15 protein-coding genes are annotated in these 13,831 nt (G+C 70.8%); 7 read left to right on the top strand and 8 right to left on the bottom strand.

The annotated features are described in order from the left end of the window. A partial coding sequence (locus JWQ05_RS03495; protein WP_299654524.1) for a CocE/NonD family hydrolase occupies nt 1-534 on the top strand: 534 nt, incomplete at its 5' end. A 246-nt stretch (nt 535-780) separates the two neighbouring features. On the opposite strand, the gene JWQ05_RS20720 is transcribed toward JWQ05_RS03495, so the two are convergent. The 5 genes from JWQ05_RS20720 to JWQ05_RS03475 all read right to left on the bottom strand — a co-directional run bounded on the left by JWQ05_RS20720 (nt 781) and on the right by JWQ05_RS03475 (nt 6,196). Further along, nucleotides 781-954 (bottom strand): hypothetical protein, encoded by a 174-nt coding sequence (locus tag JWQ05_RS20720; protein WP_366944545.1) that lies wholly within the window; start codon nt 952-954, stop codon nt 781-783. Beyond that, the gene (locus JWQ05_RS20715; protein WP_366944544.1) at nt 923-1,090 is read right to left on the bottom strand and encodes a type II toxin-antitoxin system PemK/MazF family toxin; all 168 of its coding nucleotides are present in this window, start codon (nt 1,088-1,090) and stop codon (nt 923-925) included. The genes JWQ05_RS20720 and JWQ05_RS20715 overlap by 32 nt, the downstream gene beginning before the upstream one ends. Beyond that, on the bottom strand, nt 1,087-1,308 hold the full coding sequence (locus tag JWQ05_RS03485; protein WP_299654523.1) for an antitoxin MazE-like protein: 222 nt from the start codon (nt 1,306-1,308) through the stop codon (nt 1,087-1,089). The genes JWQ05_RS20715 and JWQ05_RS03485 overlap by 4 nt, the downstream gene beginning before the upstream one ends. A 76-nt stretch (nt 1,309-1,384) precedes the next feature. Continuing rightward, the gene (locus JWQ05_RS03480) at nt 1,385-5,473 is read right to left on the bottom strand and encodes a Pls/PosA family non-ribosomal peptide synthetase (RefSeq protein WP_299654520.1); all 4,089 of its coding nucleotides are present in this window, start codon (nt 5,471-5,473) and stop codon (nt 1,385-1,387) included. 135 nt (nt 5,474-5,608) lie between these two features. Next, a complete protein-coding gene (locus JWQ05_RS03475) occupies nt 5,609-6,196 on the bottom strand; it encodes a histidine phosphatase family protein (protein ID WP_299654517.1) in 588 nt (195 codons plus the stop codon). Nucleotides 6,197-6,318: 122 nt separating this feature from the next. Here JWQ05_RS03475 and JWQ05_RS03470 point away from each other — a divergent pair, with 122 nt between their 5' ends. Next, entirely contained in the window at nt 6,319-7,254 is a 936-nt protein-coding gene (locus JWQ05_RS03470; protein ID WP_299654514.1) for a polyphosphate kinase 2 family protein, read from the top strand. 39 nt (nt 7,255-7,293) lie between these two features. Here JWQ05_RS03470 and fabI read toward each other — a convergent pair whose 3' ends face one another. The 3 genes from fabI to JWQ05_RS03455 all read right to left on the bottom strand — a co-directional run bounded on the left by fabI (nt 7,294) and on the right by JWQ05_RS03455 (nt 9,920). Continuing rightward, nucleotides 7,294-8,136 carry an enoyl-ACP reductase FabI gene (gene fabI, locus JWQ05_RS03465; RefSeq protein WP_299654511.1) on the bottom strand — a complete coding sequence of 281 codons (843 nt, stop codon included), beginning with the start codon at nt 8,134-8,136 and terminating at the stop codon, nt 7,294-7,296. Nucleotides 8,137-8,310: 174 nt separating this feature from the next. Beyond that, nucleotides 8,311-9,240, bottom strand: coding sequence for a DnaJ C-terminal domain-containing protein (locus JWQ05_RS03460; RefSeq protein WP_299654508.1), 930 nt, complete (start codon nt 9,238-9,240; stop codon nt 8,311-8,313). A gap of 194 nt (nt 9,241-9,434) precedes the next feature. Next, entirely contained in the window at nt 9,435-9,920 is a 486-nt protein-coding gene (locus JWQ05_RS03455) for an RT0821/Lpp0805 family surface protein (RefSeq protein WP_299654505.1), read from the bottom strand. A 186-nt stretch (nt 9,921-10,106) separates the two neighbouring features. Here JWQ05_RS03455 and pdxH point away from each other — a divergent pair, with 186 nt between their 5' ends. The 5 genes from pdxH (at nt 10,107) to JWQ05_RS03430 (ending at nt 13,737) form a co-directional block, all read left to right on the top strand. Beyond that, the gene (gene pdxH, locus JWQ05_RS03450; RefSeq protein WP_299654533.1) at nt 10,107-10,748 is read left to right on the top strand and encodes a pyridoxamine 5'-phosphate oxidase; all 642 of its coding nucleotides are present in this window, start codon (nt 10,107-10,109) and stop codon (nt 10,746-10,748) included. 170 nt (nt 10,749-10,918) lie between these two features. Further along, nucleotides 10,919-11,641, top strand: coding sequence for an SDR family oxidoreductase (locus tag JWQ05_RS03445; protein ID WP_299654530.1), 723 nt, complete (start codon nt 10,919-10,921; stop codon nt 11,639-11,641). Further along, nucleotides 11,634-12,806: a hypothetical protein gene (locus JWQ05_RS03440; protein WP_299654502.1), complete on the top strand. Its 1,173-nt coding sequence runs from the start codon at nt 11,634-11,636 to the stop codon at nt 12,804-12,806. The genes JWQ05_RS03445 and JWQ05_RS03440 overlap by 8 nt, the downstream gene beginning before the upstream one ends. Next, on the top strand, nt 12,803-13,279 hold the full coding sequence (locus JWQ05_RS03435; protein ID WP_299654499.1) for an NUDIX hydrolase: 477 nt from the start codon (nt 12,803-12,805) through the stop codon (nt 13,277-13,279). Before JWQ05_RS03440 ends, JWQ05_RS03435 begins: the two co-directional genes overlap by 4 nt. Before the next feature lie 47 nt (nt 13,280-13,326). Further along, a complete protein-coding gene (locus tag JWQ05_RS03430) occupies nt 13,327-13,737 on the top strand; it encodes a TIGR02301 family protein (protein ID WP_299654527.1) in 411 nt (136 codons plus the stop codon). The last annotated feature ends 94 nt before the right edge of the window (nt 13,738-13,831 follow it).

The raw sequence follows: 13,831 nt of genomic DNA, 5'->3' as shown, positions 1-13,831 counted from the left end.
AACCAGATCGTGTACAACCTGTTCTACACCTTCGCCAACCGCGGCTTTGCGGCCCTGCGCTTCAACTTCCGCGGCGTCGGTCGCAGCCAAGGCGCCTTCGACCACGGCACCGGCGAACTCTCGGACGCGGCCTCGGCGCTGGACTGGGTGCAGGCGGTGAACCCCGAGGCCAGGGCCTGCTGGATCGCCGGCGTCTCGTTCGGCTCCTGGATCGGGATGCAGCTCCTGATGCGCCGCCCCGAGATCGAGGGCTTCATCTCGATCGCCGCCATGGCCAACCGCTACGACTTCACCTTCCTAGCGCCCTGCCCCTCCTCCGGCCTGTTCGTGCACGGCTCCGAGGATCGGGTCGCCCCGGCCCGCGAGGTCATGCCGGTGATCGAGAAGGTGAAGGTGCAGAAGGGCGTCATCATCGAGCACCAGATGGTGGAGGGCGCCAACCACTTCTTCGACGGCAAGGTCGACGAACTGACCCAGACGGTCGACACCTACCTCGACAAGCGGCTCGGTCCGAAGGACGAAGTGAAGGGCTGAGCGAGGAGCATTTTCCTTCGCGGAACATGAGCTTCCGAGAAGAGATCAGCCCCCCGGAATCGACCGACGTCGGAGGCTGGTTCTCCGGCAGACGCCGGTGCCGGGTGGAACAACAACGGTGGCGGTTCGGGTGCGGTTGCCGGGCTGACCCATGGATCTTCCCGGACCCGGCCGTCTCGGAGCGTCGCAGCCGCGATCCTGCGGTCGAGGCGCTTGCGACGGACCTGCGATGCGCGTCGGCGCAACTCAATCGGCCAGTCGAAGGACGACGGTCAGCATCTGGTTCAAGGTCAGGACGGCCTCGTCCCCGATATGGCCGATGACCGCGCCGCACTTGTCGCGCGGGAGGATCTTGTCGACCAGGACCTGCGATGGAACCCGCAATCCGCTACCGGGCGTCGGGTCGAGGGACAGGCGCATCGCGAAGCGTGCGGGTGAGTAGGGTCACGAGCACGCTATCGGTGTCCTGCAGCCAATCCGATTGCACGATCACGGCCGGACGGGGCTTGCCGTAGGCGCCGGGCGCGGAGACCGTGACGATGTCGCCACGCCTCACGCGTCAGGCCAGTCCGCGGCAGCACCGATGAAGCCGAGGGCCTCCGCGTCTTCCGGTACGCCGCGCAGGACGGACGATTGACGTGCCGCCGCGGCTTGGAATTCCGGAGACTTCGGGTCGAGCACCCAGACGCGCAGCAACCTCATGCCCCGCCGGATCCGTGCCTGTCTGTAGCGCTGGAACTTCGTCAGCCCATCGCTCGAAGCCGCCCTGGTCATGTTGCCTCCGGCGTTCGATCCGACCCTACTCCGATCGATAGCCCTCAACCGGAGGGGTGGCGATGGAGGTCGCGACTTACTTCGCCGCGTGCACCACCGGCACCGCCGGTGCCCCCTCCCATTCCGAATGCGCGGGGATCGACTCGCCCTTCATCACGATGGTCAGTGGACGAAGGCGGGCGTAGTCGCCGACCTTGGTGTCGTAGAGGACCGTGGAGAAGGCCCCCACCGAGACGCCGGTGCCGATCACGACCCGGCCGACCTTCATGATGCGGTCCTCGTAGAGGTGCGTCTGCAGGGCGGAGGTGCGGTTGATGGTGGCGTAGTCGCCGATGGTGACGCAGTCGAACTCGGTGATGTCGGTGGTGAGCATGCACACGCCCTGTCCCACCTTCACGCCGAGCAGCCGCAGCATCCAGGGCAGGAAGGGGGTACCGACGAGGTGCTCCAGCAGGACCTTGCCGGCCAAGCCCCAGTACAACACCGCCACGGCTTCCGTGCGCATGGCCCACCAGGACCACATCGGCTGCATGCCTGGCTTGTAGACGCCCATCAGCAGCCACTTCACCGCGATGACCGTGAAGGACTGGATGAAGGCGATGGCCACGCTGACGGCCACGAAGGTCACGGCGAGGCCGGTCCAGTCCTCCGCCAGGATCGCGGGGTAGAAGTACCAATCGATGGCGGTGATCGCCAGCGTGATGAACAGCATCGGCGAGAACGAGGTCGAGAACGCCTCGAAGATGCCGCGCCGCAGCTTCGGCCCTATGCCGGGCTCGTAGGTCTGGGTGTTCGAGCCGAGATCGACCTTCTGCCGCGAGGGCAGCTTGATCGGCGGCGAGCCGAACCAGGTGTCGCCCGGTGTCATCAGGTGGTTGGCCGGCGGCTTCGACTTGATGCCGATGAGGACGTCCTCGGGGATGACGGCGCCCGGGGGCACCACCGCGTCGTTGCCGACGAAGACGCGCGGCCCCGTATGGACCTCGTGCATCGTCATCCAGCCGCGCCGGACCTCCTCCTCGCCGAACACGACCTCGTCGGCGACGAAGTTGCGGGCCCCGATATCGGCCAGATCGTAGCGGCTGCCGAGGTTGGTGGAGATCTCGGCCCCCTGCCCCATCCGGGCACCCATCAGTCGGTACCAGGCCCGCATGTAGACGGTGGCGAACAGCGAGGAGAGCGTCTCCAGGGTCACTTCCGCCGCGAACGCCACCGCCCATTTGCGCATGTAGAAGCCGCTGTAGATCGAGCGCGTGCCGGAGGTGACGCGTGGCAGGACCAGCCAGCGGATGGCCGCGATGAGGAGCACGGTGCCCGCCGTCATCAGCATGGCGGTGGGCCAGGTCAGCAACGGCAGGTACCAGTGGTAGTCGATGTCGGTGATGTCGCCGAGGGAGTCGTTGAGCTGGTCGAAGATGTAGAAGGCCGGGAAGATCGGCAGCAGGCCGATGGCGGGGATCGCCGCCAGCAGGAAGCCGTAGAGTGCCGCGAAGGCGAACCGGCGCCCGGGCGAGGCCGTGGCCGGCTCCGGCAGTTCCGACGGATCGGCCTCGCCGACCTTGCGCCCGGGCGAGCCGTCCCAGATCTCGGCCCGGCCGACCACGGTGTCGGTGGGGATGGTGGTGAGGTCGCCGATCTCGGCGTGGTCGCCGATGACGGCGCCGGGTCCGATCACGCAGGAGGCGCCGATGGCGACATCCGCGCCGATCTCCACGGGACCGATGATCAGCGTGTCCCCGACCACCTCCGCGTTGGCGATGACGAGACGCCCGCCGAGCGACGCGCCCGCGCCGACGCTGAGCAGGTCGGCGGCCCCGACCTCGATGTCGGAGATCAGGGCATCCCGGCCGATCTTCGCGCCGAGGAGCCGCAGGTAGAACACGATGGCCGGCGAGCCCTGGAGCCACTTGATATGGACCAGCGGCGTCAGGCGCTGGGTCAGCCACCAACGATAGTAATAGACGCCCCAGAGCGGGTAGCGCCCCGGCTTGGTGCGCCCGAGGATCAGCCATTTGGCCGCCACCGCGATCGCGGCCGTCACGGCGTTGATGCCGATATAGACGAGCAGCAGCACGGCGAGCTCGCCGAAGAACCCGAGCCCGCCGCCGGTGAGCAGCAGGTAGGTGACGAAGATCCCGAGCCACTGCGCGGTGGCGAGCGAGATCACGAAGGGCAGGGCCACCGCCTGCGCGAGGCCGCAGAGGAAGCGCCGCTTCAGGGACGGGGCCGGGAAGCTGAGGTCGCGGATCGCCGTCTCGGTGCCGGCGCCGCCGGTCCGCGCGATCAGCGTGTCGGCCATCGCCCGCAGGGTACGCTTCCCGTAGACGTCCTGCAGGGTGATGGCGGCGAGCGCCGGCATCTCGCGCACCGCGCCGACGAAGCGGGCGGCGAGCAGCGAGTGGCCGCCGAGATCGGCGAAGAAGTCGCCCTCGAGCGGAATGGCCTGGTTGCCGAAGATGCGGTTGGCGGCGGCGAGCAGCGCGGCTTCGGTCTCGTTGCGGGGCGGCTCCTGCTCGCCCGAGGTGTCGGCGACCGTCAGGGTGGCGATGCGCAGGGCCTTGCGGTCGACCTTGCCGGAGGTCAGGCGGGGCAGCACCTCCACGGCCTCGAAATGCCCCGGCACCATGTAGGGCGGCATCTGTTCGGCCAGCGTGTGTCGCAACGCCGCCTTGTCGATGGTGGTGCCGCGCTCGGGCACCAGGAAGGCCACGAGACGGTCGACCCCGTCGTCCTGGCGCAGCACCACCGCCGCTTGGTTGATGCCGGGCAGGACCTGGATGCGCGATTCGATCTCGCCGAGCTCGACTCGGAAACCCCGGATCTTGACCTGATCGTCGATGCGGCCATGGAACAGGATGTTGCCGGCCGCATCGAGCGAAACCGCGTCGCCGGAGCGGTAGAGCAGCGGGTCGGCGCCGTCCGAACCGTAGGGGTTCGCGATGAATTTCTCGGCCGTCAGCTCCGGGCGCTTGAGGTAGCCCTTCGCCACGCCCGGGCCGCCGATGAGGAGTTCGCCCTGCTGGCCCGGCGCGAGGAGTTCGAGGGTCTCGCCCGCGACGTAGACCGAATAATTCGGGATCGGCCCGCCGATGGTCACGGGCACGCCCGGCCGCATCTCTGCAGCGGTGGCCACCACCGTGGCCTCCGTCGGCCCGTAGGTGTTGAAGAGTTTTCGCGTGGCCGTCGCCCAGCGGGCGACCAGCGGCTCCGGCAGGGCCTCGCCGCCGAGCAGCACGAGGCGCACGGTGGGCAGGTCCTTCGAAATCATCGCCAGCAGCGTCGGCACCGTGTCGAGGACGGTGACGGATGCGCGCGCCAGGATGTCGGGGAGCGCCTCGACGTCGCCCATCATCGCCGGGGACGCGACGAACAGGGTCGCGCCGACGAGGTAGGGCACCCAGATCTCCTCCATGGAGAGATCGAAGGCCACGGAGGCGCCCTGGAAGACCACGTCATCGGGACGCATGCCGTAGAGCGCGTTCCCCGAGCGCAGGAAGTGACAGATGTTGGCGTGGCTGATGACGATGCCCTTCGGCACGCCGGTCGAGCCCGAGGTGTAGATCAGGTAGGCCGGGTGCTCCGGCGTCAGGCCCAGGGCGCGCGGATCGGGGGTGGGCGCCTCGGCCGGCGTGCCGGCTGCAAGCGCCGCCACGGTCAGGGCCGGCGTGCCGGCGGGGGCCTGGGGCTCGAGGGCGGGCGAGACGAGGAGCGCCTTGGCCTGCGCATCCGTCAGGCAGACCGCGACGCGGTCGGCGGGGGCTTCGGCGTCGAAGGGCAGCCAGGCCGCGCCCGACAGGGTGATGCCGATCTGGGCGATCAGCAGATCCGGCCCGCGCGCCATCCAGAGGCCGACCACGTCGCCCGGGCCGATGCCGCGATGGGACAGGCCGCGCGCGATCTCGGACGCGCGCGCCTCGACCTGCCCATAGGTGAAGGCCGGATGCACGCCGCCGGGGCCCGTACCCGACCCGTCGACGAGGGCCGGATGGTCGGGGCGCGCCCGGGCGCTGTCACGAAAGATCTCGCCCAGGACCTCGTCGCGGATGAGATCGGGGCGAACCGCGCCGCGCAGGACCGCGCGCGCTCCCGACATGGCCGGACGACTGTCGTCCTGCGGCCCGCGCGTCTCCGCCCGGGGCCGGGTCGTCTCGGCGAGATCGCTCATCCGCTGCTCCGCTGTCGGTCCCCGATGGAGGACCGTCGTTTTGGCCGGGTAGGCGCCCGGATCGCGCCGAAATCACGGCGCGTCTAGCACGTTTGGACGACACGCTTGAACCGCGTTTGAACGCCAGGGGCGCGTTCAGGCCCAGCGCCATCCCGCGCGGTCGAGGACCAGCACGCTGCCCTGGCGGATGCCCATGCGCGGCGCATCCCGGATCGTGAGGTAGCCGAGGATCACCAGGATCGCCCGGGCGACGCCGCCATGGGCCACGATCACGGTGGGCCGCGTCAGGCCGGTGACCGCCGGCGCCACGCGCTCGGCCAGCATGGCGTAGCTCTCGCCGGTGCCGCCGGGTGGGCGGTAACCCCAACGATCCCGGTCGCGCGCGATCGCGCCGGCCGGTTCCCAGCGCCGGATCTCGGCCCAGGTCGACCCTTCCCAGGTGCCGAAGCTGATCTCCTTCAGGCGCGGGTCGAGGCGGTATCCGTCCGGGCTGAGATCGAGGGCCGTGCGCAGCGTCTCCATCGTGCGACGGGTTCGCAGGAGCGGGCTCGCGGCAAAATCCATCTCCGCGAGATCGGGGCCCGCGACGGCGGCGAGGCGTGCGGCCACGGCCCCCGCCTGGCGCAATCCCTCGGCGTTGAGGTCGATGTCGCGCTGCCCCTGCAGTCGCCCTTCGGCGTTCCAATCGGTCTGGCCATGGCGGATGAAGTAGATCGGATTCACGACCTCACGCCCCGCCGCGCACCGGAACGGCCAGGCCGGGGCATCGTTTTCGCGCTCACATCCTGGCCCTGCATGCCGGCGGCTGCCACAGTCCCGCCCTCAACCGAGCGCGGAGTCTCATCATGTCGAAGCATCACGGCAAGCATCGACGGGACCAACCGCCCGGCGAAACATCGTCCTCCGCGTTGCAGCGTGACGTTTCGCACCGCAAGACGGGCAAGGTCGCAGGCGTCGACCCGATTCTCGCGCCCGCCGCGACAGGCATCGTCACCGTCCGGCCCGGAACCCGCTGCGATCTCGGCTCGATCGATGCGGATGCCGGTGGCGGGCTCGACAAGGAGGCGGCCAAGGCGGTGCTCGCCACGGAGCGCGCCCGCATCGCCGCCCTCCAGGAGCGCCTCTACGCGGAACACGCGCGCAGCCTCCTCGTGGTGTTCCAGGCCATCGACACCGGCGGCAAGGACGGCAGCATCCGGGCGGTGTTCGAAGGCGTGAACCCGCAGGGGTGCCGGGTCTGGTCGTTCAAGGTGCCGAGCGCGGAGGAGAGCGACCACGACTTTCTCTGGCGCTATCACGCCAAGGCGCCGGCACGCGGCATGATCACCGTGTTCAACCGCAGCCATTACGAGGACGTGCTCGTCGTGCGGGTAAAGGATCTGGTGGCCGAGCCGGTCTGGCGGGCGCGCTACGCCCAGATCAACGACTTCGAGCGGATGCTGAGCGCCTCCGGTACCACGGTGCTCAAGTTCTTCCTGCACATCTCGAAGGACGAGCAGCGGGAGCGGCTGGAGGCCCGGATCGCCGACCCGGACAAGCACTGGAAGTTCGACCCGGCCGACCTCGTCGAGCGCAAGGCGTGGAACGCCTACCAGGCCGCCTTCGCGGACGCGCTCACCGAATGCTCCACCCCGCAGGCACCCTGGCACGTGGTGCCGGCCAACCGGAAGTGGTACCGCAACCTCCTCGTCGCCCGCACCATCGCGGATACGCTCGAGGCGATGGACCCGCGTTTTCCGCGGGCGCAGGCGGATATCAGCGGATTGACCGTGCCGGATTGACGGCGCGGCGTCGCGCGCCTTGCCGCAGGGCCCGCTTCCTCAATCCCGGTCGAGGCTGAGGTCCGGGGCTTCCGGGTTCTTCATGCCGACCACGTGGTAGCCGGCATCCACGTGCAGGACCTCGCCGGTCATGCCCTTGCTCATGTCCGAGACGAGGTAGGTGGCGGTGTCGCCGACCTCGTCGATGGTCACGGTGCGGCGCAAGGGGGCGTTGTACTCGTTCCATTTCAGGATGTAGCGGAAGTCGCCGATGCCGGAGGCGGCGAGGGTCTTGATCGGGCCGGCCGAGATCGCGTTGACGCGGATCTTCGAGGGGCCGAGATCCGCCGCGAGGTAGCGCACGGAGGCTTCGAGGGCGGCCTTGGCGACACCCATCACGTTGTAGTGCGGCATCCACTTCTCGGCGCCGTAATAGGTCAGCGTGAGGAGCGAGCCGCCGTTGGGCATCAGCTTCTCGGCGCGCTGCGCCACCGCCGTGAACGAGTAGCACGAGATCAGGAGCGACTTGGTGAAGTTCGCCTCCGAGGTCTCGAGGTAGCGGCCCGTCAGCTCGTCCTTGTCCGAGAAGGCGATGCAGTGGACGACGAAGTCGAGCCCTTCCGGAAACACCTCGGCGGCAGCGGCGAAGACCGCGTCGATGGAGGCGGGATCGGTGACGTCGCAATGGCCGACCACGTGGGCGTCGAGTTCGCGCGCCAGGGGCTCGACCCGCTTCTTCAGGGCATCGCCCTGATAGGTGAAGGCGAGCTTGGCGCCGTGGGCGGCCGCCGACTTCGCGATGCCCCAGGCGATGGAGCGATTGTTGGCGACACCGAGCACCAGCCCGCGCTTGCCGGCGAGAAGTCCGCCGACGTGATCGTGAACCGGTTGCGTGTCCGCCATGTATCACCTGAACGAGAGCCGTGACGCGGGGGCGCCCGCCCGTCGCGCGACGGCCCGGCGCTCACGCGCCGGGCATCCTTAGCGGAGGCACGCCGGGGACGGAAGGGCGGGATGTTCCGGAGCCGGGGCCCTGTCACGGATCGGGGCGGCGTTCCGGCCGGTTAACCGGTCGGGTCACCCGGCTTTCGCCGCGCGCCGCGCCTTGGCGAACTCGGTGAGGGCCGGATCCTCGGTGCCGGGCAGGGTCACGGCGGTGGTGGCCAGAAGGTCGCCCCGCGTTCCGTCCTTCCGGGGCAGGCCCTTGCCCTTGAGGCGGAAGGTGCGCCCGGAGCCCGTCATGGCCGGGATCTTCATCTCGACCGCGCCGGTCAGCGTCGGCACCCGGATCGGGCCGCCGAGGATCGCGTCCTCGAGCGGCACCTCCACGGAGGCGCGCAGGTCCGCGCCCTCCAGGGTGAAGCGCGGATGGGGCAGGATGCGGATGGTGAGCAGCGCGTCGCCGGGCGCGCTGCGCGGCCCGGCGGGGCTGCCGAGGCCGCGCAGGCGGATGGTCTGCCCGTCGGTCACGCCCTTGGGCACGACCACGTCGACGTCGCGCCCGCCCGGCAGGGTCAGGCGCAGCTTCTCCTCGGACGCCACCTGTTCCAGGGTCACGCTGAGTTCGGCCGCCACGTCCTCGCCCTTGGCGGGGCCGCGCTGCGCGCCGGGCCCGGCGCCGCCCGCCCGGAAGGCATCCCCGAACAGGTGCGAGAATATGTCCTCGCCGATGCCGCCGCCCCCAGCCGGTCCGCGTCCGCGCGCGGCGCTCTCGAAGTCGAAGCCGCCCCCGCCGCCGAAGCCGCCGCGTCCGCCGCCGAAGCCCTCGAAGCCGGTGGCGCGGGGCTTGCCGTCCGCGTCAATCTCGCCGCGATCGAACTGCCCGCGCTTGCCCGCGTCGCCCAGGATCTCGTAGGCGCTGTTGGCCTCCGCGAAGCGGTCCTTGGCCTTGGCGTCGTCCTGGTTGCGGTCGGGGTGATAGGCCTTGGCGAGCTTGCGATAGGCCTTCTTGATGTCGGCCTCGGTGGCGCCCTTGGGGACACCCAGCACGTCGTAGGGATTTCGCATCGGTCTTCAGGATTCTCGGTGCCGCCTGGGGCCGGGCGCCTGCCCGACACCTTCGGATTCGTCTGTCATGTGGACAGTTTGTTGCTTCGCTGCAACGGTCCGGCGTCAGAATCGGCTGCGTTTGGCGCGCCGTCAACGCGCGGGATTGAAACCGTGATCCCACGCGCCCCTCGACGCCGGCGGCCTCCGATCCGTCAGGCGGGCGATTTGGCGGGCCGGACGCGCGTGAGGATCCATTCGCCGCCGGACGGCTTGCAGCCGGTGCCGCGCACGAAGCGCCCGCCCGCCGGGGAGATCACGGAGGCGAGGAAGTCGCGGCAGACGTGATCGTTGGAGACGTAGGGCAGGCCGGTGGGGTTCACCGAGCCGCGCAGGGTCGTCTCCGGGTTGTCCCACTTCACCGGGCGCCCGTTCCCCTGCGGATCGAGGGCGACGGCGAGCGCCGCGTTGGCGCGCCGCCAATCCTCCGCCCCGAGGTCTTTGCCGAACCCCAGGGGACGTTTGTCGATGCTGCCGGTGCTGGTCGGATCGTCCAGCACGGCGACCTTTGCCACGGCCCCTTCGGATGTCCCGGTGGCCGCCGTCGTCTCCTCGCCCTGGAAGGTGATGATCGGCAGGCCGCAGCCGCTCAGGCCGAGCAGCAGGGTGGCCCCGACGAGGGGCAGTGCGCGGCGCGGCACGCCGCGCAACCCTCCGGGTCCCGCGGGCTGCGGGACCACTTTCTCCAAAACGCCTTGGGCTTTACAGTCGCGCCGACGCATTACACCTGATCTCGAACGACGTGTTGGGCCGGATAACGCTCGTGTCCCACGTCGGTGCCCCCGACCCGGATCTCACCACAGGACTACGCCTTGGAACGGTTAAGGATCGATGAGGCCGCCTCCCCCGCCACGGGCCAGGAGGCGCATGACCCCGGCGGCGACTTCACCCGCGCCACGGATCCGTGGGGGCTGTTCGGCACCTGGATGGCCGAGGCGGAGGCAAAGGAACTCAACGATCCCAACGCCATGGCGTTGGCGACCGCCGGGGCCGACGGCCTGCCCGACGTGCGCGTGGTGCTGCTCAAGGGCGTCGATGCGCGCGGTTTCGTGTTCTACACGAACGTCGAGTCCGCCAAGGGTGACGAACTGCGCGAGAACCCCCAGGCCGCCCTGGTGCTGCACTGGAAGAGCCTGCGCCGGCAGGTCCGCGCCCGCGGGCCGGTGACCCGGGTCACGCCCGAGGAGGCGGATGCCTATTTCGCCAGCCGCGCGCGCAACAGCCGCATCGGCGCCCATGCGAGCCGTCAGTCGCGGCCGCTCGCCGACCGGGCGACCCTGGAGCAGGCGGTCGCCGAACTGGCGGAGCGTTACGGCGAGGGGCCGGTGCCGCGCCCGGAGAACTGGACGGGGTTTCGCATCGCACCGGTCTCCATCGAGTTCTGGCAGGACGGGCCGTTCCGCCTGCACGACCGGGTCCGCTTTACCCGAGAGGGCGATGGCTGGCGCGGGGACCGTCTCTATCCGTGAGTGCCGGCGCGCCTTGCTGCGTCGCGGGATGACCCTGGATTTTACGCCCCGCGCCGCTTAGACCTGATCGTGGCGTGGGGGCGATCTCCGGCGGGGCGGTCACGCCGCGCGGGGCGCCTCCCGATCCTGAAGGAACGGTCTTGGCCTCATCCAACGAACGCCGGCGCGTCATGCTGCTCACCGGGGCGAGCCGTGGCATCGGCCACGCCACCGTCAAACGGTTCTCGGCCGCCGGATGGCGGGTGATCACCTGCTCGCGCCATCCCTTCCCCGAAAACTGCCCCTGGGAGATGGGCCCGGAGGATCACCTCCAGGTCGATCTCGCCGATCCGCAGGACACGGTGCGGGGCATCGAGGAGGTGGCCGGGCGCCTCGCGGCGGAAGGCGGCCTGCTCCATGCCCTCGTCAACAATGCCGGCATTTCGCCCAAGGGCCCGCAGGGCGAGCGCCTGGGGGCCATCGCCACCGAGTTCGGCGACTGGCAGCGGGTTTTCCAGGTCAACGTGTTCGCGCCCCTGCTGCTGGCGCGCGGCCTCTGCGAGGAGTTGACCCGGGCCAAGGGCTCCATCGTCAACGTCACCTCGATCGCGGGCTCGCGCGTCCATCCCTTCGCGGGGGCAGCCTACGGCACCTCGAAGGCGGCGCTCGCCGGGCTGACCCGCGAGATGGCCAGCGATTTCGGCCCCCTCGGGGTCCGCGTGAACGCGATCTCGCCGGGCGAAATCGACACCGCGATCCTGTCGCCGGGTACCGACAAGATCGTCGCCGGCATTCCGCAGCGCCGCCTCGGCACGCCGGACGAAGTGGCGAAAGCGATCTACTTCCTGTGCACGGAAGCCTCGTCCTACGTGAACGGCGCCGAACTGCACATCAACGGCGGCCAGCATGTCTGAACCGACAAGGCGCTGCGCGCGCCTCGTCGCGTTCCTGCTCCTTGCCGTGCCGAGCCTGACCACGCCAGGTCTCGCCGACCCGATGGTGACGGTCCTCGACCTGCCCTTCCGCGCCCGCGCCCTGCGCGGGCCGGGCAGCGAGGTCGCGGTCGCCGTGGCGACCTCGGGGCTGCTGCCCCTCGCCCGGCCCCGCAGCGCCAATCCGGCCCAGGCTGCGGCTCCCGCCGACGCGGACGCGCCCATCGCGGTCGTCTGGGGAGACGGGGGCGGCGCGGCCCTGAGCCTCGTCGAGGGCCAGGTGGTCACCACGCTGCTCGGTGCCGAGGCGGTGGAGGGTCTGGCGGCGGCCGAGACCCCGCGCGGCGCCCTGCCGGGCTCCCGGCGCACGGTCTCCGGCCCGTTGAGCGTGCATCTCGCGGGCCCGGTCCCGGCCCTCTCGGGCGGCCCCGAGCAGGCGGCCCAGCTCGTCATCCGCGAACGCCAGCCCGTGGCGATGGGGGGCGAGCCGAAACCGGTGCCGATCGTCGCCACGACGCTCAACGCCGCGCCCGAGGCGGCCTTTGCCCTGCGTCGTCCCCGCATCGCCCGGTTCGCGGACAGGCCCGTGATCGTCGCCGTCACCGTGGCTCCGTCCGGGGGCTCCGCGCTCGCACTCTTCGGCAAGGCCGAGCCAAAGGGCACGTCCGAGACGAAGCCCGACCCCGCCTGGACGCTCCTCGCCCGCGGCGCCTCGCAGGGGACGGCCCCCGGCGGCCAGCCCCTGAAGCCGGCGGCCATCGCTGACTTCTCAGGGTCAGGCCAGCCCCAGATCGCCGCCGTCGCGGCCCCCGATGCCGCCGGCCTGCTGCAGCTCTGGACCCTGGAGGCCGGCACCCTGCGGCTGGCCGGGGAGGCGCCGGGCTACACCAACGTCTCACCCGGCGAGGGCGAGGCGGATCTCGCGGCCCTGGTGGAGCCGGCCAAGGCAGGCCCCGCCGAACTCGCCCTGCCCATCGCGGACCGCAGCGCCCTGGCGGTCCTGTCCCTGAAGGACGGGATCCGCGAGCGCCTGCGCGTGCCCCTGCCGGGGCCTGCCGCCTTCGGGCTCGCCAGCCTCGGGCGCGGACCATCCACGCGCCTCCTCGTCGGCCTCGCCGACGGCCGCATCGCCGTGGTGACCCCGTGAGCGGACCGCAGCGCGACGACGCCGAGTCCCGCCTATTCCCGGCGCGGCCCTTCGTGGGAACCTCGATCGCGGTCCTGCGTGGGGACACGGTGCTCCTCGCCTCGCGCGCCAACGAGCCGATGCGCGGGGTCTGGACCCTCCCCGGCGGCCTCGTCGAGGCCGGCGAGCCCCTGGCGCAGGCGGCCCTGCGCGAGTTGCAAGAGGAGGTCGGCCTCTCGGCCGAGGTGGTGGGCGTGCTCAGCCCCACCGAGATCATCCTGCGCGACGCGGCGGGGCGCGTGCGCCATCACTACGTGGTTCATCCCCACGCCGCCCTCTGGACCGGGGGCGAGCCGGTGGCCGGGCCGGAGGCGCTCGGCGTCCGCTGGGCGACGCTTGCCGAACTCGAGGCGCTGGCGACCACGCCGGGCCTCGCCGGCACCGTCCGCGAGGCCTTCGCCCGCGTGACCCTGCGCCCGGAGCCGCGCGCGTGAGCAATCCGGTGTCGCGTCGGGCGTTTTTCGTGGGCCTTGCCGTGCTGATGGCCCTGTCCGGTCCCGGCCTCGCCCAGCAATCCCGGGGCGGCCAGTCGCGCCCAGCCCCGGCAAAACCCGCCGAGAAGGAGCCGCCGCCCGCCCCCGAGCCGCCGCCGGCTCCCTATGATCGCGACCTGATGCGGCTTTCCGAGATCATCGGTTCGCTGGCCTTCCTACGCGAACTCTGCGCCACGCGGGACGCCGCCGAGTGGCCGGCGCGGATGAAGGCCCTGATGGAGGCCGAGGGCGTTACCCCGAGCCGGCGCGACCGCCTCGCCGGCGCCTACAATCGCGGCTATCGCGGTTACAGCCTGACCTACCGGGTCTGCACCCCCGCCGCGACCGAGGCCGCCGGCCGCTTCGTCGCCGAGGGCGAGCGCCTCTCGCACGCCCTGGCGAGCCGCTTCGGTGGGTAGGTGATGCGGTGGGGACACAAGCGGTGCGCGTTCCACCGAAACGGCGAATTTGAGCGCCGGCGTTAACCGCTTCGCAATTCCTGGCTTTGCGAAC

Origin of the sequence: Methylobacterium sp., from assembly GCF_028290105.1 — a bacterium.
GTDB lineage: Bacteria > Pseudomonadota > Alphaproteobacteria > Rhizobiales > Beijerinckiaceae > Methylobacterium.
This window is presented reverse-complemented; position numbering and strand designations above follow the sequence as displayed.